A 22,880-nucleotide genomic window follows, 5' to 3' on the forward strand; every position below is an offset into this window, starting at 1 on the left:
GGCTCAGTCCCGGCGCATCGATTTGGCCAGCGTCCATGCCACCTGATCGGCGGAATAGGGCTTGGCCAGGAATTCGAAGCCCTCATAGCCACTGTCGGCCAGCTCTTCGCTGTAGCCTGAGGTGAGCACCACCGGCAGGTCCGGCCGTCGCTGGCGCAGCAGCTTGGCCATGGCCACGCCCGTCATGCCGGGCATCACCACATCCGAAAAGATGCCGTCGAAGGCCATCGCGTCCTCACCCGCCAGCGCCAGTGCCTGTTCGGCATCGGTAGCCCAAGTGGTCCGGTAGCCCAGGTCCTGGAGGATCTGGTTGGCGAAACGGCCGACTTCGAGGTTGTCTTCGACGATCAGGATATGCCCCATGGCCATGTCCCGCAGTGGGCTGTGTGCCAGGTCCTGCGCCGTGTTCTGGGAGACCGGCGCTTCCACCTCGGGCAGGTAGAGGGTAAACACTGTGCCTTGGCCCAGGGTGCTGGCCACGTCGATGTTACCGCCGGACTGCTTGGCAAACCCGAACACCTGGGACAGGCCCAAACCTGTGCCTTTGCCGACGGCCTTGGTGGTAAAGAACGGTTCGAAAATACGCTCGAACGTTTCACGCGGGATGCCCGTGCCCGTGTCGGTGAGGGACACCGTCACGAACGGCTGTTGGACTGGGGCATCGCCACGGATGCGCGGCAGCGCTGAGACGCGCGCGACGCGCAGGGTCAGGGTGCCTTGGCCACCCATGGCATCGCGTGCGTTGAGGGCAATGTTGATCAGCGCAGTCTCGAACTGGCTGGCGTCGACACACACATGGCAGGGACGCCCAGGCACTTCGACCTGCACATGAATGCGTGAACCGGTGACGCTTTCGAGCATCTCGCCGATATTTTGCACGCGCCGGCTCAGGTCGAAGGCTTCCGGGTTCAGCGGCTGGCGGCGGGCGAACGCAAGCAACTGGCTGGTGAGCTTGCTGGCCCGCTCGACGGTGTCGGAGACGGCGCCGAGGTAGCGCCGGCGGCGTTCCTCGGACAGCCCTGGCTGGCGCAGAAAATCCACGGACGAGCGAATGATCGTCAGCAAATTGTTGAAGTCGTGAGCCACGCCACCGGTCAATTGGCCGATGGCTTCGAGCTTTTGCGATTGGTGCAGCGCGGCTTCAGCCTGGGTGAGTGCGAGGGTGCGCTCTTGCACCCGTTGTTCCAGGGTGGCGTTCAGTTCGGTGATGGCCGCCAACCCTTCGCGCACGGCAGCGTCGGCGCGTACGCGTTCGATATGTGCCCAGGAGCGTTCGGTGACTTCACCCACCAGCGCCAGGTCATATGGCGACCAGACGCGCTGGGTTTTGTGATGCACCGCCATCAGGGCCGTCAGGCGACCCTGCTTGATCAGCGGGAAGCACACCGTCGCCGTGGCGCCCAGGGCCTGGTAGCGGGCCGACTCCTCGGGCGTGAACTCTATCCGGTTGTCGCGAATCACCAGGGGTTCGCCCGAGTGCAGTTTGCGTACTGCGCGTGCCCCGAACGAGGCCAGGCGATAGCGCCCGACAATGCTGGGCGAACCGGGCGCGGCCCAGTTGCCGCGAATGGTGAAACCGTCTTCATCGGCATCCATATCGGCATAGGCGCAATTGGAGACCTGCAAGTGCTCGGCCAGCAGGCGCGTGGTGATGCTCATGATCGCCTGCGCGTCGGTGGCGCCGGCCACGGCATTGCCGATGGCATCCAGCGCGGCGAGGCGGCGGGCGAGGAAGACGGTGGTGGTGGTTTCGGTGACGGTGTCGAGCAGGCCCACGACCTTGCCTTGGGAGTCGCGGATCGGGCTGTAGCAAAAGGTGAAATACGCCTGCTCAGGGCCGGCGCCACGCTCGATCACCAGGGGATAGTTTTCGATGTAGGTGGCATGGCCTTGATAGGCCGCGTCGGCGATCGGGCTGATTTCGTGCCAGGCCTCTTGCCATATCTCACTGAACGAGCGTCCGAGGGCAAACGGCTTGTCGCCCAGAATCGGCACAAAGGCGTCATTGTACAGCGTCGTCAGGGACGGCCCCCAGACGATGGCCTGCGGGAAGCTTGAAGCAAAGCACAGCGCGACCGTGGTCTTGAGCACGTCCGGCCATTGCTCCAGTGGCCCCAGCGGAGTACTGGCCCAATCATGGCGGCGCACCTGCTCGGCCATGTCGCTGCTGCTTTGCAGCCAATTCATCATTGCACTAACACCTTGTTTGCCACGTACTGTCGATGCCTGAAAGGCAGCCTGACAAGCAACAGACCGGAATCAGCGCGGCCAGTTCAGCGCGATTATCCAGGAGGTGGCAATTTGATGTCGCTTTTTATTTGAGTCGGCAGAAGCCCGGCATGCCGGGCTTGTGTACCGTTACTGTTGTGCGCCGAAATCCGCCGTCCAGTAGATCCCCGCATCACTCTTCGGGTCCATGGCGTAGGCCGCACCCAGCTCGCGGAATTGCGGGTTCATCAGGTTGGCGCAATGCCCTGGGCTGGCGAGCCAACCGTCTACCACCTTGCGTGGCGTATCGAGGCCGGCGGCGATGTTTTCGCCGATGTTCTTCGCGCTGTACCCGGCCAGCTCGGCCCGATCGCCCGGAGTGCGGCCGTCGTGGTCCAGGTGGTCGAAGAAGTTGCCGTTGGCCATGTTGCGGGTATGACTGTTGGCGGCCCCCGCGAGGTCGTCGTTCCACGTCAGTGGCGTGGTCGCGTTGAAGGCCTGGGTGCCGCACTGGCGCGCCTGGGCGCGGGCGGTATTGATCAGGTTGAGCAGTTGCTTGCCTTCGGTCGACCAGTCACCCAGGCCGCTGGTCAGCAGCGGTCGGGCCAGCACGATGCGCCAGTCCTGGCCGCTGTTGCTCACGCCGATGTCGACGAATTGCGGGTCCAGCACTACGCGGCAGAAGCTCTCGCGCACGGCTTTCATCGCCGCTTGCGCATCCTTGGGCCCGGACAGGCTGATGGCCTGCACGTTGACCATCGGATACGCCGCCCGCGCCAGCGATTGCTGCAAATCGCCGACGTTGGTCGCCGGCAGTACCAGCCGTGTGTCGCTGGTCAGCGGCGGCAGTTCCTGGGAACCCTGGTCACCACAGCGTTGCACCTGGCTGCGGTACTGGTTGATCTGTTGTACCAACTGACTTTCTTCATTCGCCATCGCGCTGGCGCAGAACACCGTAGTGGCGGCCAGCGTCGTCAGGCCCATCATCAATGACAGAACGCGCATGGACGTTACCCTTGAGCTTGAAAGTGCCCATGATGCGCGATCCGGGTGCATCCATGCACCCATTGATCTGAACTTTTTGCCTCAGTTCTTGAATGTCGAGTGTTTGCGACCCTGGTCGCACAAGGCGAACACCACTACCAGCAACGCCGAAACAGCGAGGATGATCACCACGCCATCGGTGGAGTGGGTGGCCGACGCCGCCACCATTGACAGCGCACCCAAGGGTGCCAGGCCGCCGGCGATGGCGGTGCCGATTTCACGTCCGGTGCCGAAGCCCGAGGAGCGCGTCTGGGTCGGGAACTGGCGGCTCAGGAACGAGCCCTGCGGGGCAAACATCATCGGTGCGAGAATGCCGGTGCCAACGCCGATGGCGAGGTAGATCATCAGGCTTTCGCCACTGTTGAGCAGGGCCAGGAACGGGTAGGCGAACAGCAGCGAAAACACCCCGCCGAGCATCAGTACGGTCTTGCTGCTCCACTGGTCGCACAGCCAGCCGAAGCAGGGCACCGCGACGATGGCGATCAGGCTGGCGATCGTCACCGACAATGAGGTGACATGCACATCGACACCTTTGAACTGGGTCAGGTAGGCCAGGGAGAAGGTCTTGAAGATGTAGCTCAGGGCGTTATAGCCAACGGCCACAAAGAACACCACCGCCAGCCCCTTCAGGTCGTTCTTGAACAAGGCCTTGAGCGGCGAAGCCTTGACCTTGGCGGCCTCTTGGCTCAGTTCCTTGAACTGCGGGGTTTCCGGAATGCTGTTACGCACCCACAGGCCGATCCCCACCAGCACGATGCTGCACACGAACGGAATGCGCCAGCCTCCGGCCAGCAGGAACTCATTGCCGTTCATGGTGAGCAAGTACACGGTGAGTGACGACAGCAACAGGCCCAGGTTCAGGCCCAGCGCCGGCCACGCCCCCTGGCTGCCGCGTTTGCCCTGGGAGGCGTGTTCATAGGACGTCACTGCGGCACCCGACAGCTCGGCACCGGCGCCCAGGCCTTGAATGATGCGGATAAACACCAGCACGATCGGCGCCCAGATACCGATGGAGGCGTAACTGGGGATCAGGCCGATCAGTGTGGTACACACGCCCATCAGGCAGAAGGTCAGCACCAGCACTTGCTTGCGGCCGAACTTGTCGCCCAGGTAACCAAACAGGATGCCGCCGAACGGGCGGGCGATAAAACCGATGGCGAAGGTGGAGAACGCCATCAGCGAGGCGGTCTTCGGGTCGCTGTTATCGAAGAAAATCTTCGAGAACACAATCGCCGCCATGGTGGCGTACAGGTAGAAGTCATACCACTCCAGCATGGAGCCGAAGATGGTCGCGGCGGCGACTTTGCGCAGGCGTTTGCGGGTTTGCTCGGGCGTTTCGTGGGTGGCGATAGAGACGGGGGCCGTCATGCTGTACTTCCTTCTGAGTCTTTATAGTTATTGTCAAATGGACGCGTATTGCCGGGTGCTACTGGGGAGTGAACAGGCGGTCGGCGATCATTGCGCCGATGGGCATGGCTGACGTGGCGGCCGGCGAGGGCGCGTTGCAGACGTGCAGCATTCGTGGGGTTTGGGCGAACAGGAAGTCGTGCACCAGGCTACCGTCGCGCATCACCGCCTGGGCGCGAATACCGGCTTCGCAGGGCAACAGGTCGTCGAGGGTCAGCGATGGGCAGTATTTGCGGCACTGCTCCAGATAGCCGGACTTGAACAGTGAGTTCTTCATCTCGGTGGTGCCCGAGCCGAGGTTTTGCCAGAGGGTTTTCCAGAAGCCGGGGAAACTGGCGTACTGCGCCACGTCGCGCCAGTTCACCGAGAACTTGCGGTAGTTCTCGCGGCCCAGGCCCAGCACCGCGTTCGGGCCGACGGTCACGCTGCCGTCGATCATGCGGGTCAGGTGCACGCCGAGAAACGGCAACTCCGGGTCAGGAATCGGGTAGATCAGATGGTTGACGAGGGTGTTTTTCGACGCGGGCAGGCGGAAGTACTCGCCACGGAACGGGATGATCTGGTGATTGATCGCTACCCCGGCCAGGGTGGCCAGACGATCCGACTGCAAGCCGGCGCAGACCACCAGGTGCCGAGCCTGCCAGGTTTCGCCGAGGGTGCTGACGCTGACTTTGTCGGTGTCCTCGTGGATCGCGGTGACGGTGCGTTCCAGGCAGATCTCGCCGCCGCCGCGACGGATCACTTGGGCCATGGTTTCGCACACCTGGCGGTAGTCGACGATGCCGGTGGCGTCGAGAAACAGCGCGCCCAGGCCGACGATGTTCGGTTCGCGCTGACGCAACTGGTCGGCGTCCAGGCGTTCGACGTGCATGCCGTTGAGCTGGGCGCGGGCGTACAGCGCTTCCATCCGCTGCATTTCCAGGGCGCTTGAGGCCACCAGCATCTTGCCGCACACCTCGAACTTGATGCCGTGCTCGGTGCAGAACTGTTTGGTAGCTGCGGCGCCGCGCTTGCACAGGTCTGCCTTGAGGCTGCCTGGTGCGTAGTAGATGCCGGCGTGGATGACACCACTGTTGTGACCGGTCTGGTGCTTGGCCAGCACCGGTTCTTTTTCCAGGATCACCACCGAAGCGCCCGGTTGGCGCTTGAGCAGCTCCATCGCGGTGGCCAGGCCGACGATGCCGCCACCGATAATGCAAAAGTCGTGAATCATTGCGTGAAATACCTACCGTTATACATTTTGGTCTGCTTATCAGGTTGTCAGACTAATGTTTTTGTTAAAAAAAGGGCGTGTCCAGGACACGCTATTCATAGGATCAGGCGGTAGTCGGCAGTTCCAGGCTCAGGCGCCGGGCTGCGGCTCGCAAATGCGCCTCGGCACTGGCGGCGGCGCGTTGCGCATCACCGTCGGCAATCGCCTGGTAGAGCCGTTGGTGTTCCTGCGTCGCATCAGCGGAGCCGGTGGCAAAACGCGACGCCGAGTTTTCCCAGGCAGTCTTGCGGGCACTGGCCAACTGGCTACGCAGGAAGTCGTGGAAGGCCACGAAGTAGTCATTTTTACTGGCGTCGGCAATGGCGCGATGGAATTCCACATCGGCGATGGCGGCGGCTTCGAAGTTATCGCGGTTGTCCTGCATGGCTTGCAAGGCGCCTTTCATGCGCTGCAGGTCGGCCTCATCGCGGCGCCGGGCAGCGATTGAAGCGGCTTGGGTTTCGATCCACAGACGCACCTCGAACATTTGCGCCAGGTCCGGACGGCGGCCATCTTGCTGCGGAAAACGGAACACTGTGCCGGCCGGCGTCTGTGAAATGAACGAACCCAGGCCCCGTCGTGCGGTGATGACGCCATCGGCCTTGAGCTGTGCGATGGCTTCGCGCACCACGGAACGGCTGACGTTGAGCTGCTCGGCCAGTTGTTGCTCTGTGGGCATGCGGGACTCCGGCGGCAGTCGGCCGGAATCGATTTCTGCGCGAATTGCGCTGACAACCCGTACGACCAGCGAGTCGGGGCGTTGAAGCTCAAGCATGGGACAGCCTTGTTGATCAGGTTGTCAGACAATAGTCGTTACGATTTTATCTTGTCAATATTTGTGTCGTATTGCGACCGCCAACAGGATCAGCCCCAGCGCGACGCTGAAGGTCGCATGCAGGCCGTTGACGACCGATTGTGCGGGGGCATTCGTAACATCCGGCGCGGCCCAGGCAAACACTGCGCCGAGGGCCGAAGTGCCGATAATCAGGCCCAGGTTGCGCGACAGGTTCAGCAGGCCCGAGACCGTGCCTCGGTGGGTCGCGTGCACGTCGCTCATCACCGCGGTGTTGTTAGCCGCCTGGAACAGGCTGTAGCCGCAGGTCAAAACCACCAGTGCCGTCAGGTACGCCGGCAGGCCGCTGGCGCATGACAACAGCAGGGCGCCACAGAACAACAAGCCCAGGCCGGCAAGGGTCATGCGGCGGCTGCCGAAGTGGTCGGTGAGACGGCCCGCCGGTACGCCGGCGCAGGCCGCCACGCAGGGGCCAACGGCCATGGCCAGGCCCATCCAGGTCGCATCGAGCCCCAGGCCACGGGACAAATAAAACGGACCGACGACAAAGGTCGCCATGATCACGGCGGCAATCAGCGCGCTCATCGCCAGGCCGGCGCGCAACGGCCCGTCTGCCAGCGCGACACGCCAGCCCAGGCCGGTGGCATTCGATCTGCGCAGCCGATCAGCCGGCAGGTAGCGATAGGCGAGGGTGGTCGCCAGCATGCCCAATGGCAGGCCGACCAGAAACAGCGCCCGCCAACCCCACAGGCTGAGCAGTACTCCGCCGACGCTCGGACCCAGGGCGGTACCCAGCGCCGACATTGTGCCAAGCAACCCCATGACACGGCCCGTGTGCGCTTTGGTGACGGTGTCGCCGACCAGCGCCAAGGTCATTGCCATCATGCTCGCCGCCCCCAGCCCCTGCAGTCCCCGTGCGACCACCAGCCATGGCAGCGACGGCGCGGCCGCACACAACCCGCAGGCCAGCGCAAACAGCAGCAGCCCGATCAGCAATAAGCGTCGGCGCCCCACGCGATCACCCAGGCTGCCGGCCGCCACAATCACCGCCGTGATTGCCAGCAGATACACCAGTACCACCCACTGCACGGCATGAAATGACGTCTCGAACACCTGCGCCAACGAGGGTAAGCCGACATTGGCAATGCTGGTGCCGAGCGAGGCCAGCAACATGGACAAACACAGGCTCCAAAGAGCGCCTCGGGAGGAGGTCTGCATGGACGATTCCTTGAATGAATGCGGATGTCACCAATCTACGACCTCGTTTAACATGGCGGAAGGCGCATGGTTTGTAGTTAATACGTGCGTATAACGCCTTGTCAGGAGTGCCGATGCCCGATCTCAATCTGCTGATTACCCTGGACGTCTTGTTGAGCGAAGGCAGCGTCGCCGGTGCCGCCAAGCGCCTGGGCTTGAGCCCGTCGGCCATGAGCCGGGCACTGGCGCGTCTGCGCGAAACCACCGGCGACCCGTTGCTGGTCCGCGCCGGTCGCCGACTGGTGCCCACGCCACGTGCCCAGGCATTGCGCGAACAGGTCGGCAGCCTGGTGCAGCAGGCCCAAGGCGTGCTGCGCCCCGCACAATCCCTGGATATGCGCCGCGTGACGCGCAGCTTTACCCTGCGCACCAGCGAGGAGTTCGTCGAAAGCTTCGGCCCGGCGCTGCTCGCGCGCATCGGCCGGGACGCGCCGGGCGTGCGGCTGCGCTTCATCAATAAAACCGACAAACACACGGACTGGCTCCGCGACGGCAGTGTCGACCTGGAAACCGGCGTGGTCGACGCCGGCGCCGGCCCCGAGGTGCTGACCCAGGCGCTGTTTCGCGACCGGTTGATCGGGGTGGTGCGCAGCGGCCATCCGCTGAGCCAGGGTGAAATCAGCGCTGCGCGTTTTGCCGAAGGCGGCCACGTGTATGTCTCGCGGCGCGGCCAGGACCGTGGCCAGATTGACGATGCCCTTGAAGCGCAGGGCTTGAGCCGGCAGGTCTGCACGGTGGTGGCGGGGTTCTCCACCGCTGTCGCCCTGGCCCGCGCCAGCGATCTGATCGCCAGCGTGCCCGAACGCTACACGGCCAATCAGCCCGAGGGGCTGTTCCGGTTTACCTTGCCGGTTGCGCTACCGCCTTTCACCGTGGCGATGCTCTGGCACCCACGTCAGGACGCCGACCTGGCCCATCGCTGGCTGCGCGGCTGTTTGCGTGAGGTGTGCCTGCAACAGGTACAATCGCCGTTGCCTTGACGCGAAACCCCAGGAATTTGCATGTTCAGCCTTACCCGTTACACCACGCCGTGCCCCGAAGCCATCAATGGCCAGATCCTGCAGATGGTGGTGGACAACCTCACCGACATCAGCAGTGTCGCGCTGCCGCCGAGCAACTTGCTCTACAACATCTACCAATACGCCATCGGTTTTGAGGTGCACCTGTACCTGGAGGCCTTGGATGGGGCAAAGGGCATTGCCGTCGAACTGGTCGTGGCGATGGAAGAGGAACGGGTGGTGGGCTTTTGCCTCTATCTGCCGGTGAAGGATGATCCGCACGCCTGCGGCATTGCCTTCATGGCCGTGCAAGCCGGGTATCGGCGCCAGGGGATCGCGCGGGCGATGCTGCAGGACGTACTCGCACGCTATCCCCATGCCGAGCTGGCGTGCGCCGTGGAAAAGGTCGCGACCTTCGAGGCCATGGGGTTTCAAGTGCGTGGTGCGCGTGGCACGCAGGTGCTGATGAACACTCGCGACTATGGCACCGACGGCCTGATGGGCGTGCTGGATGTCGCGGCCATCTACCGCTCGTTGGAAGTGCGGCAGATTCACACCTACCTGCTGCAAAAACACGGCAAGCGCGCCATGGTCGATGCCGAGAAGCAGCGCGATCGCCATCTGGATCAATTGGCGCGCAAGGTGCAGTTGTTTCTACAGGCTCGCGGTTGAAACTCACGCCCTTGCGGCAGATGTGCATTCAACTGCGATTGACCATCGCCAGAATCGTCGCCAGCAGTTCCTGTTGCGCCTCTTCACGGCTGAGTTCGCCGCTGGCGGCGGCCTGGGACAGGGCTTCCGCTGCCCCCAGCATGGCCCGCAGCCCGGCTTGGGAGACCTGCTTGCCAGGAGCGAATGGTGACAGCGCCTCACGGCATTTATCGAGGAAGATCGCCTCGTATCGTCGCTTGAGCGCCTCCAGTTCCGGCGAGCTGCTGAGTGCGGCGATCACCCCGGGAATCTCCCGCCCCTGCAATAACACGCAATCGACGTAACACGCGGCGATCACCCCGGCCCGATCTTCCAGGGTAGCCGCGCTGGCTTCGATGGCCTCGGCAAAAAGCTGATTCTGCCGCCCGTCAAAATCTTCATACAGTGCAGCCAACAACCCCGCCCGCGTGACGAAATGGTCATACACCACCGGCTTGGTGACACCTGCCAGTTCCGCCAGGCGACCCAGCGTGAGCGCGTCGGTGCCTTCTTCGCGCACCAGTTGCCAGGCCACGTCGAGCAATTGGCGAAAGCGATCTTCGCGAGACAAGCGTCGACGTGGGGCAGGGGATTCATGACTTGACATGCTTATATACCAAACGTAACTTACTAGAGGTAACTTACTAAAAGTAATTTAGGTGCAGCCTAAACCGAAAGGGAGTCATTGTCATGCACGCTTTGATCGTTGTTGCTCACCACGACCCGGCATCGCTCACTCACAGCCTGGCGGCGCAGGTCGCTGCTGGCCTCACCGCGTCCGGGCACAGCTATGAAATCGCTGACCTTGCGGGCGAAGGCTTCGATCCGCGCTATACCCTGGCCGATCACCAAGTGCATCGCGCCCGCGCCACCCCACCGGCTGACGTGCTTGCCGAACAGGCGCGTATCGACCGCGCGGATGCGTTGGTGCTGGTGTTTCCGATTTATTGGTGGTCGTTGCCGGCTTTGCTCAAGGGCTGGGTGGACCGCGTGTTCGTCAACGGTTGGGCGATCGACTACGGCCCGGATTTGCCGGTGGTGAAAAAGCTGCGCCATGTGCAGGTGCACTTGCTCGCAGTCGGTGCGGCGGATGAGGGGGCGTTTGAGCGGCACGGTTACGCCCAGGCCATGCGCACGCAAATCGACTACGGCATCTTTGATTACTGCGGGGCGCAGGTGGTGACATCGCAGCTGTTGCTGGAATCGGAAAGTGGCACTGCGCAGGCGCATTTGCAGACGGCGAAGGCCATCGGGCAGAGGGTGTTTGAGGACGAGCCGGTCGCCAGCTGATTCAGCCTTCGCGAAACAGGTCGTGGGCATCCAGCAAGCGGTAGGCAATTTCCGGGCGTTTCTCCATGCCGCGACGAATCGCCGCCGGGATCGCCTGCCGGGTCTTGCGACACATGCCGGGCAGTTCATCGATGACGATCTGGATCCCGCGCATGCTCTTGACCTCGGTATGCCCCGGCGCGATATGCAGGCGGATGCCCAATAACTCGTACATCCGCTGTTGCATGTGTTCCAGGTCTTGCAGGCTCTTGAGGTCTTCGAGGCGTTCGATCAGGCGTTTCTCTTCCTGGCGCGTCAGATGCAGGATACGTAAGTCGGCACCGGGCACGTCCAGCAATTGTTCGCGATCGCAAACGCAGGCGCCGGGTGGGCAGGGTTGGCGAATTGTCATGTGCACGACCTCCCCATTCCGACGCCGCCGGCTTCAGTAGCTCAGCGTAACCCCAAGGCTACCCAGGGCCTTCCAGTATTCAGGATAGGTCTTGGCCACGCAGTCGGGGTCTTGGATGCGGATACCCGAGACTTTCAGCCCGGCCAGGGCAAAGCACATGGCGATGCGGTGGTCGGCGTGGGTGTCGATCAGCGCCGTGCATGCGGTGCCGGCGAGTGCCGGGTCGCTTGCCACCAACAGATCGTCGCCTTCGATGGTCGCCAGGCCCGGGCGGATTTCGTTGAGGCCGTCGTGCAGGGCCTGTACGCGGTCGCATTCTTTCACGCGCAGGTTGGCCAGTTCCGTGAAGCGGACCGGCGTGTTGTTGAAGGCGGCGAGCACCGCCAGGGTCGGGATCGCGTCCTGCATCTGCGAGCCGACCACCTCGGCCTGCATGTTCGGGAATTGCGCGATCACGGCCTGGGCCTTGGCGTCCGGCTGGGTGAAGTCCTGCGCCGCCACGCCGATATCGATGCGACCACCGGTCAACACTTCAGCCGCCCACAGATAGGTGGCGGCGGAGGCGTCGGGTTCGATCAGGTAGTCATGCGCGGCATAGCCGGTCGGAGCCACGCGCCAGGTGCTGTCGTCGACCACCTCGACCTGCGCGCCGAAGGCCCGCATGCAGTCCAGGGTCAGGTCCACGTAGCCACGGGCGCCGATGTCCTTGCCGGTCAACGCCACGTCAATCGGTGCTTCGCCGCAGGCCGCGAGCATCAGCAGGGCCGACACGTACTGGCTGGACAAACCGCCATCGATCTCGAAACGCTTGGCTTGCACCTTGCCCACGCCGTGCACCGTCACCGGCGGGCAGCCGGTGGGGCTGTCGACGCGGATACCGTTCTGGCCAAGGGTCGCCAGCAGCGGGCCGATCGGGCGTTTTTGCATATAGTCGTCGCCGGTCAGTACCACGGTGCCTTGCACGGTGGCCACGGCGGCGGTGAGAAAACGCATGGCGGTGCCGGCATTGCCGAGGAACAACGGTTGTGCAGGCAGCTGCAATTTGCCCGTGCTGGTGACGACAAAGGTGGTGTCGTCCGGCTCATCGATGGTCACGCCCATCTGGCGCAGCGCCACCGACATATGGCGGGTGTCATCGCTCTTCAGCGCACCACTCAAGCGGCTGGTGCCCTTGGCCAGGGCCGCCAGCAACAGGGCGCGGTTGGTAATGGACTTGGAGCCGGGGGGCGCGACCTTGCCGTTCAGGGGGAAGTTGGGCGGTGTCACGGTCACGGTTTTCTGCGAACTCAAGGTACAAGGCTCCTGGTCAAGGCAAGGTGGCTGGCGCGGCCAACGGGCGGACCCGAATAATCGGGTATAGGCGCGGTGCTTGTCGAGCGGGGATCACCGCCGAGCGGTATTTTCCGCAGTGCAGTCGGTGCTCGGGTGGTTCAGGCCGCTACCGGTCCCAGGACAAGAGCTGTAGGTGGATGCCCCCTTGCAAGGTAGGCACATACCCAAATCCGACGCAGGACAAATGCGTCTGCTCAATGGGACGTGCGTGCCATGTAACTTTTCCTACGCTGTGGCTCGGTGGACAAGCGCGGGTGGTGGGGTAAGTTCAGGTCGCTCCCCATCCCGGGGAGTTTTCAATCAAGGAGTGACTGAAATGAACAAACCCCAGACTCAACTCAAGCATGGTCGCGTCGTGACCCCGGCCAGCCGTGGCTCGGTTGCGGTGGAACGCGGGCTGCTAGGCAACTGGCAAGTCAACGAGATGGAAGGTGGCAAGAACTTCCCGGCACTCAACGCCGGGCCGTTCCCCACGCCCTATCAAACCGATGACCAGAGTGTCACGCCGCCTGCCGATGGACACATCCTGAGCGGCGGCAAGACTGACGATCGCGACTGCCTCAACTTCACCGATGAAGAGATGAGCAAGAAGCTCAATACGCCGTTTACCTGGCCGTTGTTGAACGTCGAGGCCGGCCAGGTGTTCAAGGTGCAGTGGGAATACACCGCGCCCCACGTCACCCGGGGCTACCGCTGGCTTATCACCAAGGATGGCTGGGACCCGAAACAGCGCATCAGCCGCGCTCAGTTGGAAGCCAAGCCGTTTTTCGAGGATTTCTACACCCAAGTGCCGTACTACCAACATGCCGACGCGCTCAAAGCCAAGGTCGAGCATCAGGTGACGCTGCCCAAGGGCAAGAAGGGCCGGCACGTGGTGGTGCTGATGTGGATCGTGGCCAACACCGGCAATGCGTTCTACCAGGCGTTTGATCTGGACTTCAAATAGGCCGGCTTAACGCTTGGCCAACCAGTAATCATGTAGCGCCCGCGCAGCCGGTTCGATTTCGCTGACCCGCTGTTGATGGGCGCCTACATCCAGGTCTGCCGGCAACTCGAAGTTATCCTGCTCGGCGCACCAGGAGATCTTCTCCAGCGCCGCGGCTTCGGCAGCCGGCAACTCTGGCCAGTTGCCGATGGCCGCACCACGGATGTAACCAAAGCACCACTCTTCGGCGAGCGTGACGGCTTGGCCCTGATGTTCGGTGTCATCGAAACGTGCCTTGAACGCCTGGGCGTCGGTCGCCAACTGCGCCGCCAGTGTATTCATATGCCGTACGCACAGTTCCAGGAAGCGCTGGGCCTCGTCCACGCTTTCCCAGTCGGGATTTTGCCCACCCCAGATCGCCGGAAACCATTCGCCGACTTCCACCTGCGCGGGGCTGGAGACCAACGCCGTGAAATAGCCGTCGAGTTCGGCCAGGTTCAGCACCGAATGATCGTCGCCGTACTTGAGCAGGGTGTCTTCGACGAATTCGAAATCGGCGGGGGCGAGGGGTTGGGCGTGCATGGGCATATCCTTTAAGCGTCGAGCGCTGCGGGTGGGCAGCTTAGAGCGCGAAGGATGGCGCTTAGGCGGGCTTTTTTCCAGTGTTTTCCCCGCGTTGGCACAGCTTGCTCACGCACACCGAGCCGATGACGGCCAGGATGATCGGCACCAGAAAGTCATGCTCGATACGGGTGAATTCCGCCACCAGCACAATGGCGGTCAACGGCATGCTCATGCTGGCCGCCAGGAAGGCCGCCGCGCCGATGATTGCAAAGGCACCCAGCGGTACGCCGGGCAGCACCAGGCTCCAGGCACCGCCCAGGATGATCGCCAGTAATGCGCCATTGGCCAGGCCGGGTGTCAGCAGGCCGCCCTCGGCGCCGGCGCGCAAGCTGGCAGCGGTGACCAGCACCTTGGCGACCAGCAACACGGCGGCCAGGCCAATGCCCAGTTCATTATCAAAGCCCAGTTGCGCCGGGCCTTTGCCGTTGCCGAGGATCTGCGGCAGCAGCATGGCCAACCCGCCAATCAGGCTGAAGTTGAGCAGCGCCAGCACCGGCAGGCGCCACCCGCGCGCCGCATGGGCCCTGGCGGCGCCGGTCAGGCGGGTAAAGCCGTAGGCGGCCACGCCGAACACCGGTCCGCACACCACGGCCCAGGCGATCAGCGCCGGGCTCAGCACAAAGTGCGGCACGACGTATTGCGCTTCCGCCCCCAGCCCGAGCCATGCCACCGCTGCGCCGATAGCCGACGTGGCCAACGCCATCAGTGCGGCCGGCCAGCTGAATGCGCCCACCAGCACTTCCAGCACAAACACCGCGCCGCCCAACGGTACGTTATACACCGCCGCCAGCCCGGCGCCCGCACCACAGGCGACGAGCAGCCGGTGCATCTCCGGCGTTAGTCGTGCGCGTTGGGACAGCCACGTGGCGGCCAGCGCGCCAACCTCACGGGGCGCCACTTCACGGCCCAGGGGCGAGCCGAGCGCCACCGTGATGATCTGCAAGACGGCGTGGGCGAGGGTGGTCTTGGCCGGCATGATCGGCAGGCTTGCCGACACGGCCTGCTTGACGCTCACCAGCGGGCGGCCATAGCGATAGAGCGTCCACCAGCCCAGCCCGGCCACCACCCCGCACACCATCAGCACGTGCAGGCGGCGTTCGGGTGTCGCGGCGGTCACGCCCCACAAAAAGGTTTGATGGCTGACCAGGCTGTCGAGGCTGTAGCCGTACGCCAGGTGTTGAATGCCGTGCAGCAACAGCGCCAGGCACATCCCGCCCAAACCCGCGCCGATACCGGTCAACACGACCACCAGGGCCAGCGTCAGCGACGAATGAAACGTGGGCGGCATAAGGTTGCTCCAGGCGAGGGCCCTGATGGTATAACCGATCAGTCGCGTCTGCGGGATGAAATGTATCGGTACTGCATGCAGGGCGCGCCTGCAACATTGCATTACTTTGCCAGTCCCGTTTTTGGCCGATGCGCCGTCGCGCACCCTTGTTATAGTTCGAGCCTTATCACTCGCCAGTCAGGGATCACTGCCATGTCCGAATACCAAGCTTTCGTCGTCGAACTCACCGGCAACGTTGCCCATGTGCAGATCAACCGCCCGGAAAAGATCAACGCGATGAACGCGGCGTTCTGGACCGAAATCATCGACATCTTCCAATGGATCGAAGACACCGATGCCGTACGTGCGGTGGTGCTCAGCGGCGCAGGCAAGCATTTCTCGTCGGGCATCGACTTGATGATGCTCGCCTCGGTGGCCAACGAGTTCGGCAAGGATGTCGGGCGCAACGCACGTCTGCTGCGGCGCAAGATTCTCGAACTGCAAGCCTCGTTCAATGCCGTCGACAATTGCCGTAAACCGGTATTGGCGGCGATCCAGGGTTATTGCATCGGCGGTGCCATCGACCTGATCAGCGCCTGTGACATGCGCTATGCCGCCGAAGGGGCGCAGTTCTCGATCAAGGAAATCGACATCGGCATGGCCGCCGACGTCGGCACCTTGCAGCGCCTGCCGCGCATTATCGGTGACGGCATGCTGCGCGAGTTGGCCTACACCGGCCGCCAGTTCGGTGCCGAAGAAGCGCGTGACATCGGCCTGGTCAACCGTGTGTATGCCGATCCGGAAAGCCTGCTGGCCGGGGTGATGGAAATCGCCCATGAGATCGCCGCCAAGTCGCCGATCGCCGTGACCGGCACCAAGGCCATGATCAGCTACATGCGTGATCACACGATCAATGATGGTCTGGAATACGTTGCCACCTGGAACGCGGCTATGTTGCAATCCAACGACCTGCGCGTGGCCATTGCGGCCCACATGAGTAAGCAGAAACCCGAATTCGTGGATTGACTGACATGACCCCAGGCTGGATTACCACAACCCTGCTCGACAACGACACGCCAGGCGGCTGGGCCGTCGCCCGCAGCCGTGACGGCTTTTTGCATGACAGCAATGGCCCGCTGTTTCCCAGGGAGTGGCTCAAGCGCCAGGACCTGTCGGTGTTCGCCGAGCATGGCATCGGCCACCTCGACGGTGAACCGGTGTACTTGCTGGAACTCAACTCGGCCGCCCAGGTGCCGGGTTGCAGTTGGCAGGGCTTGCGCGGCTTTATGCTGCAAGGTGATCACACGCTGTACAAAGTGCTTGGCTACGCCGCGCAGATCGGCACCTGGGCGCGGGAGCACCGGTTTTGCGGCAGCTGCGGCCAGGCCATGGTCCAGGTGCCACGCGAGCGTGCGATGTATTGCCAGGCCTGCGACCTGCGCAGCTACCCACGGATCTCGCCGAGCATGATCGTGCTGGTGACCCGTGGCGACGAGATTCTACTGGCGCGTTCGCCGCGCTTTGTCACGGGCGTCTACAGCACCCTGGCCGGGTTTGCCGAGCCGGGCGAGTCGGCCGAAGACTGCCTGATCCGCGAGGTGCGCGAAGAGGTGCAGGTGGAGGTCAAGAACATCCAGTACATGGGCAGCCAATGCTGGCCGTTCCCGCATTCGATGATGCTGGGGTTCCATGCCGAATACGCCGGGGGCGATATCGTGCCCCAGGCCGACGAAATCGAAGATGCGCAGTGGTTCAACATCCATGAGCTACCGCCGTTGCCGGCCTCACGCTCGATTGCGCGTTACCTGATCGACCTCTACCTGGCGCGTCGTCTAGGCCACGCTGAACCAGTGCTGCCAGGCTAGGCGTACCGTCAGGCCGAGCACCACGGTGATAAACACCGGCCGAATGAATTTGGCGCCGCCGCTGATCGCGCTGCGCGCGCCAAAGAACGCGCCGCACATCACCGAAAGGCCCATGGCCAGGCCGACGATCCAGTCCACCGAGCCATTGATGATAAACACCGTCAACGCCGCCGCATTGCTCACGAAGTTCATGCTGCGCGCCACGCCGCTGGCCTTCACCAGGTCGATCGGGTGCAGCAGCATGGTGCTCACCGTCCAGAACGCACCGGTGCCGGGGCCGGCCACGCCGTCGTAGAAGCCCAGGCCGAAACCTTGGGTGGCTTGCCATTTCTTCTTGATCGGTGCATCGGCATCCAGCGGTGCCTTGGGGGTGCCGCCGAACAGCAGGTACACGCCACAGGCGAACACGATCACCGGGAGCATTTTGTTCAGGGTTTCGGCAGGCAGGTAGTGGGCGACCACGGCACCGGTCAGCGCGCCGACCAGCGTACCGATGATGGCGTGCACCCACTGGCGAGGGTTGAACAGCTTGCGTCGATAGAAGGTGAAGCTTGCCGTGGCGGAGCCGAAGGTCGAGCTGAGTTTGTTGGTGCCCAACACCAGGTGCGGCGGCATGCCGGCGGTGAGCAGGGCCGGCGTGGTGAGCAGCCCGCCGCCGCCGGCGATGGCGTCGATGAAACCGGCAATGAAGGCTACGACGGCGAGAATAGCTAGGGTGGTGAGGTCAACGCTGAGTTCGAAGGGCATGGGCAGGGCTTATTATTGGCAGGGCGCTAAGCGAGAGGCGGTCATCTTACCCGTGTGATGCACCCAGATCCAAATGTGGGAGGGAGCAAGCCCCTCCCACTTTTTCGAGCGTGATCAGCTGTGGCGTTTGTCGAGCCATTCCAGCGCGGTGCGCCACACGCAGATCCCGAGGAAATAAGCCGACATCAGCGACCACAACCCGAACGTCCACGGGTTGGTATTCGGGTAATCCACCACCATCAGAAAGCTGCACAACAGCCAGATCGTGGTCACCGCGATATTCAGCGGCATGAAACGCTTCACTCGAAACGGATGCAGAAACTTCATCGGCGTCACGGTCAGCAGCGCCAGGCCAATCACCGTCAACAAGGTGACCCAGGCTTCGGGCTGGATGATATACACGCACAACGCCACCACGTTCCATGCAGCCGGGAAGCCGACGAAGTAGTTGTCCTTGCTCTTCATGTTCACATTGCAGAAGCAGAACAGCGACGACACCAGGATCACCGACACCGTAAACAGATGGGTAAAGTCTGGCAGGTCGATATAGCGGTAGATAAACAAGGCCGGAATGAACACATAGGTCAGGTAATCAATCACCAGGTCCAGCACCGAGCCATCAAAGCTGGGCAACACCGTGCTCACATTGACCCGTCGCGCCAGCGAGCCGTCGACGCCATCGACCACCAGCGCCAGGCCCAGCCACAACAGGCAAGCCTTGGGCGAGTTTTCCAGCAGTGCCAGGGTCGCCAGGAACGCCAGCACCACACCGGTGGCGGTAAAGCCGTGGGCGCCCCAGGCTTTGAGTCTGGCTACATGCAGGGTCGATATCACGGGCGGATCTCCAAAAGGTGAAACAGGGCAGCCGACGACGTAACGCCGTCGAGTCTGGCCAGGGAATGCAGTTATCGACCGGGAAGGGGGGGATAAGGTTCACCACCCCGGCGTATCCCTTAGCGTAGCAAGCGTAAGACGTTTCGGCATCAGCCCTGACGGAACACCAGGGCCTTTAAACCGCTTTGAGGGTCAATGTCGGGGAATTCCGGCGGGTTTGCCAGGCGTTCCACAAAGCGCAGGCCCGGCGCTTCGCGAGTTACGCCATCAATCAGGAAGTCTTCGCCGAAGGCCGGGTCGTTCATGCAGGCCAGCACCGTGCCCTGTGGCGTAAGCAGATCCGGCAGGCGGCGCAACACGCGCTGATAGTCCTTGGTCAATAAAAAGCTGCCTTTCTGGAACGACGGTGGGTCGATGATCACCAGGTCGTAGGGGCCGCCGTTGATGACCTTGGCCCAGGATTTGAACAGGTCGTGGCCCAGAAACGTGACTTTGCTCAGGTCATGTCCATTCAGGCGATGGTTGTCGCGGCCACGGCTGAGGGCGCCACGGGCCATGTCCAGGTTCACCACATGTTCGGCGCCGCCTTCGATCGCCGCCACCGAGAACCCGCAGGTATAGGCAAACAGGTTGAGTACCCGCTGGCCCGTGGCCTGTTCGCGTACCCAGTTGCGGCCGTAGCGCATATCGAGGAACAGCCCGCTGTTCTGTTTTTTACCCAGGTCGATCAGGTAGCGCAGGCCACCTTCGGTAATCGTCAGCTCATCTACCGCGTCGCCCACCAGCCATTCGGTGGTGCTTTGCGGCAGATAACGGTGTTGCAGGGCGATGGTGTAAGCACCCAAGTGCGTCTGCAGCAACTGTTTCAAGGCTTCCAGCTGGGCAGGCTCCGGCTCCTTGAACAACGCGACCAGCACCACGCCTTGCAACCAGTCCACGGTCAGTTGCTCCAGGCCCGGCCAGCAGCGGCCACGGCCGTGAAACAGGCGGCGGGTCTCCGCCGGTGGGCTGGCCAGGGCGGTGAGCAGGTGAGCGTGCAGGGTGGCGAGTGCGTCTGGGGTCATCGTCGAGCGTCGGTCATTGAGCGGGCGGCATTTTAAACACAGTTGGGTGGTTTCGGGGGGCTTGAGCACGATGTGCTGGTAAAAAGCCGATTGGCAGTGATTCATGCTCAAACCGCTGCAAACCGCGCCTGATAACAGGCAAAAAATCCTCAAGCACCCACATAAACTGGAAAAAAAGCCCGGAGGTGCTCATGAACGGTTTCGCAAGTGCAGTCAATCACACGGCGTTGGATCAGCAAGAGCTGGACGAATGGCGTGACGCCCTGGCTTCACTGGCCTCCCACGCCGGGCCTGCGCGGGCGCGGCAGATCCTCGACCTGCTCGCGCGCGAGGGCAGTGCGCCGCACATCGACTGGAAGCCGCGCCACGGCACGCCGTATATCAACAGCATCAGCGTCGAGCAGCAGCCGGCCTTTCCCGGCGACCTGGCCACCGAAGAGCGCCTGGCCTCGTGGGTGCGCTGGAATGCCTTGGCCATGGTGGTGCGGGCCAACCAGGCCTACGGTGAACTGGGTGGCCATATCGCCAGCTACGCCAGTGCCGCGGATTTGTTCGAAGTGGGCTTCAATCACTTTTTCCGTGCCCGCAACGAGCATTTTGGCGGTGATCTGGTGTTCTACCAGCCGCATTCCGCGCCAGGCATCTATGCCCGGGCCTTCCTTGAGGGGCGCTTGAGCGAAAACGACCTGGCACACTATCGCCAGGAACTGGGCGGCGCAAAATCCGGCGCACGCGGCCTTTGCAGCTATCCGCACCCTTGGTTGATGCCGGACTTCTGGCAGTTCCCCACCGGCTCCATGGGCATCGGCCCCATCAGTTCGATTTTCCAGGCGCGTTTCATGCGCTACCTGCAGCACCGCGGCCTGCAGGACACCACCGACCGCCACGTGTGGGGCGTGTTCGGTGACGGTGAAATGGACGAGCCGGAAAGCATGTCGGCGCTGACCCTGGCCGCCCGTGAAGGGCTGGACAACCTGACCTGGGTCGTCAACTGCAACCTGCAACGCCTCGACGGCCCGGTGCGGGGCAACGGGCGGATCATCGATGAACTGGAGGCGTTGTTCGCCGGCGCCGGCTGGAACGTGATCAAGCTGGTGTGGGGCTCGGACTGGGACGCTTTGCTTGCCCAAGACACCGACGGCTCGCTGGTCGACACCTTGTCGAATACCGTCGACGGCCAATTTCAGACGTTCGCCGCCAAGGACGGTGCCTACAACCGCGAACACTTCTTCGGCCAAAGCGCGGCCATGGCCAAGCGGGTCGAAGGCATGAGCGATGAACAGATCGACGGCCTCAAGCGGGGTGGCCACGATATGCTCAAGATCCACGCGGCCTACCACGCCGCGCGCCGGGTCAAAGGCAAGCCCACGGTGATCCTGGCCCAGACCAAAAAGGGCTTTGGCATGGGTGAGGCCGGGCAGGGCAAGATGACCACTCACCAGCAGAAAAAGCTTGATCGTGAGGCATTGATCGCCTTTCGTAACCGCTTTCGCTTGCCGTTGACGGATGAGCAGACCGAATCCCTGAGCTTCTATAAACCTGGCGACGACAGCCTGGAAATGCGCTACCTGCACCAGCGCCGCGCAGCCTTGGGCGGTTATGTGCCGAGCCGTGCCCAGCAGGCAGCGCCGGTCAGTGTGCCGCCGCTGACGGGTTACGCCGGTTTCGCCACTGGCGCCGACGGTAAGGAAATGTCCACGACTATGGCCTTTGTGCGCATGCTCACCAACCTGCTCAAGGACAAGGCGCTCGGCCCGCGCATCGTGCCCATCGTGGCGGACGAGGCGCGTACCTTCGGCATGGCCAATCTGTTCAAGCAGATCGGTATTTATTCCAGCGTCGGCCAGCGTTACGAGCCGGAAGACATCGGGTCGATCCTCAGCTACCGCGAAGCCACCGACGGGCAAATCCTTGAAGAAGGCATCAGCGAAGCCAGCGCCATCAGCTCCTGGGTCGCGGCGGCCACCAGCTATTCGGTGCACGGTCTGCGCATGCTGCCGTTCTACATCTATTACTCGATGTTCGGCTTCCAGCGCGTCGGCGACCTGATCTGGGCCGCCGCCGATCAACGCGCCCGGGGCTTCCTGCTGGGGGCTACCGCCGGCCGTACCACCCTGGGGGGCGAAGGCTTGCAGCATCAGGACGGCAGCAGCCACCTCACGGCGGCCACCGTGCCCAATTGTCGCGCCTACGATCCGGCGTTTGCCGGCGAGTTCGCAGTGATCCTCGACCACGGCATGCGGCAAATGCTCGAGCAGGATGTGGATGAGTTCTACTACGTGACCCTGATGAACGAAAGCTACCCCCAGCCCAGCCTGCCGGTGGGCGTGCAAGCGGCGATCATCAAGGGTATGTATCGCCTGGAAGGCGCTGCCGAGGCGCAAGTGCGCCTGCTCGGGGCCGGTACGCTGGTGCGCGAGGTCCAGGCGGCGGCACAACTGCTGGCGGACGATTGGCAGGTGGCGAGCGAAGTGTTCAGCGTGACCAGTTTCAGCGAGCTGGCCCGGGACGCACGGGAGGTGGAACGGTGGAATCGCTTGCATCCGCAGGGCGTCAAACGGGTCAGTCACCTGGCTGAATGCTTGCCCAAAGGCGCGCCGGTGATCGCGGTGTCCGACTATGTACGGGCCGTGCCGCAGATGGTGGGCTCGTATCTGGACTCCAGCTACACCGTGCTCGGCACCGACGGCTTTGGGCGCAGTGATACACGGGCGGCGCTACGGGATTTCTTTGAGGTGGACCGCCATCACCTCGTGCTGGCGGCGCTGACGGCGTTGGTGGAGCAGGGCAGTTTGCAGCGCGAAGTGTGCCGGCAGGCGATTGAGCGATATGGCTTGCAGGCGGAGCGTGACCCGTCCTGGATCGCCTGAAAACCCATGTGGGAGGGGGCTT

General features: G+C 63.0%; 21 protein-coding genes. 7 read left to right on the forward strand and 14 right to left on the reverse strand.

Annotated elements, in window-relative coordinates; genetic code table 11:
• Positions 1-3 precede the first annotated feature (3 nt).
• The 6 genes from C9383_RS22240 to C9383_RS22265 form a co-directional block, all read right to left on the reverse strand.
• Positions 4-2,190 (reverse strand): ATP-binding protein, encoded by a 2,187-nt coding sequence (locus C9383_RS22240; protein WP_090371362.1) that lies wholly within the window; start codon positions 2,188-2,190, stop codon positions 4-6.
• A gap of 168 nt (positions 2,191-2,358) precedes the next feature.
• Positions 2,359-3,213 (reverse strand): CAP domain-containing protein, encoded by an 855-nt coding sequence (locus C9383_RS22245; RefSeq protein WP_090371360.1) that lies wholly within the window; start codon positions 3,211-3,213, stop codon positions 2,359-2,361.
• A gap of 81 nt (positions 3,214-3,294) precedes the next feature.
• The gene (locus tag C9383_RS22250; RefSeq protein ID WP_060757032.1) at positions 3,295-4,620 is read right to left on the reverse strand and encodes an MFS transporter; all 1,326 of its coding nucleotides are present in this window, start codon (positions 4,618-4,620) and stop codon (positions 3,295-3,297) included.
• A 58-nt stretch (positions 4,621-4,678) separates the two neighbouring features.
• Complete coding sequence (lhgO, locus tag C9383_RS22255; RefSeq protein ID WP_090371358.1) at positions 4,679-5,872, reverse strand: L-2-hydroxyglutarate oxidase; 1,194 nt, start codon at positions 5,870-5,872, stop codon at positions 4,679-4,681.
• 103 nt (positions 5,873-5,975) lie between these two features.
• The gene (locus C9383_RS22260) at positions 5,976-6,686 is read right to left on the reverse strand and encodes a FadR/GntR family transcriptional regulator (protein ID WP_090371356.1); all 711 of its coding nucleotides are present in this window, start codon (positions 6,684-6,686) and stop codon (positions 5,976-5,978) included.
• A gap of 54 nt (positions 6,687-6,740) precedes the next feature.
• Positions 6,741-7,922 (reverse strand): MFS transporter, encoded by a 1,182-nt coding sequence (locus C9383_RS22265; RefSeq protein ID WP_090371354.1) that lies wholly within the window; start codon positions 7,920-7,922, stop codon positions 6,741-6,743.
• A 113-nt stretch (positions 7,923-8,035) separates the two neighbouring features.
• Between C9383_RS22265 and C9383_RS22270 the strand changes: the two genes are divergently transcribed.
• Positions 8,036-8,941: a LysR family transcriptional regulator gene (locus tag C9383_RS22270; RefSeq protein WP_090371352.1), complete on the forward strand. Its 906-nt coding sequence runs from the start codon at positions 8,036-8,038 to the stop codon at positions 8,939-8,941.
• A 21-nt stretch (positions 8,942-8,962) separates the two neighbouring features.
• Complete coding sequence (locus tag C9383_RS22275) at positions 8,963-9,631, forward strand: GNAT family N-acetyltransferase (protein WP_090371349.1); 669 nt, start codon at positions 8,963-8,965, stop codon at positions 9,629-9,631.
• A gap of 28 nt (positions 9,632-9,659) precedes the next feature.
• On the opposite strand, the gene C9383_RS22280 is transcribed toward C9383_RS22275, so the two are convergent.
• Positions 9,660-10,256: a TetR/AcrR family transcriptional regulator gene (locus tag C9383_RS22280; protein ID WP_090371348.1), complete on the reverse strand. Its 597-nt coding sequence runs from the start codon at positions 10,254-10,256 to the stop codon at positions 9,660-9,662.
• Positions 10,257-10,339: 83 nt separating this feature from the next.
• On the opposite strand from C9383_RS22280, the gene C9383_RS22285 reads away from it, so the two are divergent.
• Entirely contained in the window at positions 10,340-10,939 is a 600-nt protein-coding gene (locus tag C9383_RS22285) for an NAD(P)H-dependent oxidoreductase (protein ID WP_090371346.1), read from the forward strand.
• Between the two features lies 1 nt (position 10,940).
• On the opposite strand, the gene C9383_RS22290 is transcribed toward C9383_RS22285, so the two are convergent.
• Both C9383_RS22290 and C9383_RS22295 read right to left on the reverse strand, forming a co-directional pair.
• On the reverse strand, positions 10,941-11,330 hold the full coding sequence (locus C9383_RS22290; RefSeq protein WP_060757024.1) for a hypothetical protein: 390 nt from the start codon (positions 11,328-11,330) through the stop codon (positions 10,941-10,943).
• 33 nt (positions 11,331-11,363) lie between these two features.
• Entirely contained in the window at positions 11,364-12,620 is a 1,257-nt protein-coding gene (locus C9383_RS22295; protein WP_090371344.1) for a 3-phosphoshikimate 1-carboxyvinyltransferase, read from the reverse strand.
• A 358-nt stretch (positions 12,621-12,978) separates the two neighbouring features.
• Between C9383_RS22295 and C9383_RS22300 the strand changes: the two genes are divergently transcribed.
• Positions 12,979-13,608 carry a lytic polysaccharide monooxygenase auxiliary activity family 9 protein gene (locus tag C9383_RS22300; RefSeq protein ID WP_090371342.1) on the forward strand — a complete coding sequence of 210 codons (630 nt, stop codon included), beginning with the start codon at positions 12,979-12,981 and terminating at the stop codon, positions 13,606-13,608.
• Positions 13,609-13,614: 6 nt separating this feature from the next.
• On the opposite strand, the gene C9383_RS22305 is transcribed toward C9383_RS22300, so the two are convergent.
• Both C9383_RS22305 and C9383_RS22310 read right to left on the reverse strand, forming a co-directional pair.
• Complete coding sequence (locus C9383_RS22305) at positions 13,615-14,169, reverse strand: UPF0149 family protein (protein WP_060757021.1); 555 nt, start codon at positions 14,167-14,169, stop codon at positions 13,615-13,617.
• Positions 14,170-14,230: 61 nt separating this feature from the next.
• Positions 14,231-15,499 carry a chloride channel protein gene (locus C9383_RS22310; RefSeq protein WP_090371340.1) on the reverse strand — a complete coding sequence of 423 codons (1,269 nt, stop codon included), beginning with the start codon at positions 15,497-15,499 and terminating at the stop codon, positions 14,231-14,233.
• Between the two features lie 192 nt (positions 15,500-15,691).
• On the opposite strand from C9383_RS22310, the gene C9383_RS22315 reads away from it, so the two are divergent.
• Positions 15,692-16,504 (forward strand): crotonase/enoyl-CoA hydratase family protein, encoded by an 813-nt coding sequence (locus C9383_RS22315; protein WP_060757019.1) that lies wholly within the window; start codon positions 15,692-15,694, stop codon positions 16,502-16,504.
• A 5-nt stretch (positions 16,505-16,509) separates the two neighbouring features.
• Positions 16,510-17,343, forward strand: coding sequence for an NAD(+) diphosphatase (gene nudC, locus C9383_RS22320; protein WP_060757018.1), 834 nt, complete (start codon positions 16,510-16,512; stop codon positions 17,341-17,343).
• Here the strand turns inward: nudC and C9383_RS22325 are convergent.
• From C9383_RS22325 to C9383_RS22335, 3 genes are all read right to left on the reverse strand, one after another.
• A complete protein-coding gene (locus C9383_RS22325) occupies positions 17,311-18,090 on the reverse strand; it encodes a TSUP family transporter (protein ID WP_060757017.1) in 780 nt (259 codons plus the stop codon). The genes nudC and C9383_RS22325 overlap by 33 nt on opposite strands.
• A gap of 114 nt (positions 18,091-18,204) precedes the next feature.
• On the reverse strand, positions 18,205-18,924 hold the full coding sequence (gene pcsA, locus C9383_RS22330) for a phosphatidylcholine synthase (RefSeq protein WP_060757016.1): 720 nt from the start codon (positions 18,922-18,924) through the stop codon (positions 18,205-18,207).
• 149 nt (positions 18,925-19,073) lie between these two features.
• Positions 19,074-19,988: a class I SAM-dependent methyltransferase gene (locus C9383_RS22335; RefSeq protein WP_090371338.1), complete on the reverse strand. Its 915-nt coding sequence runs from the start codon at positions 19,986-19,988 to the stop codon at positions 19,074-19,076.
• A 191-nt stretch (positions 19,989-20,179) separates the two neighbouring features.
• Here C9383_RS22335 and mdeB point away from each other — a divergent pair, with 191 nt between their 5' ends.
• A complete protein-coding gene (gene mdeB / locus C9383_RS22340; RefSeq protein ID WP_090371335.1) occupies positions 20,180-22,858 on the forward strand; it encodes an alpha-ketoglutarate dehydrogenase in 2,679 nt (892 codons plus the stop codon).
• The last annotated feature ends 22 nt before the right edge of the window (positions 22,859-22,880 follow it).

Origin of the sequence: Pseudomonas palleroniana (genome assembly GCF_003031675.1) — a bacterium.
Lineage (GTDB): Bacteria > Pseudomonadota > Gammaproteobacteria > Pseudomonadales > Pseudomonadaceae > Aquipseudomonas > Aquipseudomonas palleroniana.

Coding starts and splice junctions, on each gene's coding strand:
- C9383_RS22240 (WP_090371362.1), bottom strand. CDS start 2,190: ATGATGAATTGGCTGCAAAGCAGCAGCGACATGGCCGAGCAGGTGCGC.
- C9383_RS22245 (WP_090371360.1), bottom strand. CDS start 3,213: ATGCGCGTTCTGTCATTGATGATGGGCCTGACGACGCTGGCCGCCACT.
- C9383_RS22250 (WP_060757032.1), bottom strand. CDS start 4,620: ATGACGGCCCCCGTCTCTATCGCCACCCACGAAACGCCCGAGCAAACC.
- lhgO (WP_090371358.1), bottom strand. CDS start 5,872: ATGATTCACGACTTTTGCATTATCGGTGGCGGCATCGTCGGCCTGGCC.
- C9383_RS22260 (WP_090371356.1), bottom strand. CDS start 6,686: ATGCTTGAGCTTCAACGCCCCGACTCGCTGGTCGTACGGGTTGTCAGC.
- C9383_RS22265 (WP_090371354.1), bottom strand. CDS start 7,922: ATGCAGACCTCCTCCCGAGGCGCTCTTTGGAGCCTGTGTTTGTCCATG.
- C9383_RS22270 (WP_090371352.1), top strand. CDS start 8,036: ATGCCCGATCTCAATCTGCTGATTACCCTGGACGTCTTGTTGAGCGAA.
- C9383_RS22275 (WP_090371349.1), top strand. CDS start 8,963: ATGTTCAGCCTTACCCGTTACACCACGCCGTGCCCCGAAGCCATCAAT.
- C9383_RS22280 (WP_090371348.1), bottom strand. CDS start 10,256: ATGTCAAGTCATGAATCCCCTGCCCCACGTCGACGCTTGTCTCGCGAA.
- C9383_RS22285 (WP_090371346.1), top strand. CDS start 10,340: ATGCACGCTTTGATCGTTGTTGCTCACCACGACCCGGCATCGCTCACT.
- C9383_RS22290 (WP_060757024.1), bottom strand. CDS start 11,330: ATGACAATTCGCCAACCCTGCCCACCCGGCGCCTGCGTTTGCGATCGC.
- C9383_RS22300 (WP_090371342.1), top strand. CDS start 12,979: ATGAACAAACCCCAGACTCAACTCAAGCATGGTCGCGTCGTGACCCCG.
- C9383_RS22305 (WP_060757021.1), bottom strand. CDS start 14,169: ATGCACGCCCAACCCCTCGCCCCCGCCGATTTCGAATTCGTCGAAGAC.
- C9383_RS22310 (WP_090371340.1), bottom strand. CDS start 15,499: ATGCCGCCCACGTTTCATTCGTCGCTGACGCTGGCCCTGGTGGTCGTG.
- C9383_RS22315 (WP_060757019.1), top strand. CDS start 15,692: ATGTCCGAATACCAAGCTTTCGTCGTCGAACTCACCGGCAACGTTGCC.
- nudC (WP_060757018.1), top strand. CDS start 16,510: ATGACCCCAGGCTGGATTACCACAACCCTGCTCGACAACGACACGCCA.
- C9383_RS22325 (WP_060757017.1), bottom strand. CDS start 18,090: ATGCCCTTCGAACTCAGCGTTGACCTCACCACCCTAGCTATTCTCGCC.
- C9383_RS22335 (WP_090371338.1), bottom strand. CDS start 19,988: ATGACCCCAGACGCACTCGCCACCCTGCACGCTCACCTGCTCACCGCC.
- mdeB (WP_090371335.1), top strand. CDS start 20,180: ATGAACGGTTTCGCAAGTGCAGTCAATCACACGGCGTTGGATCAGCAA.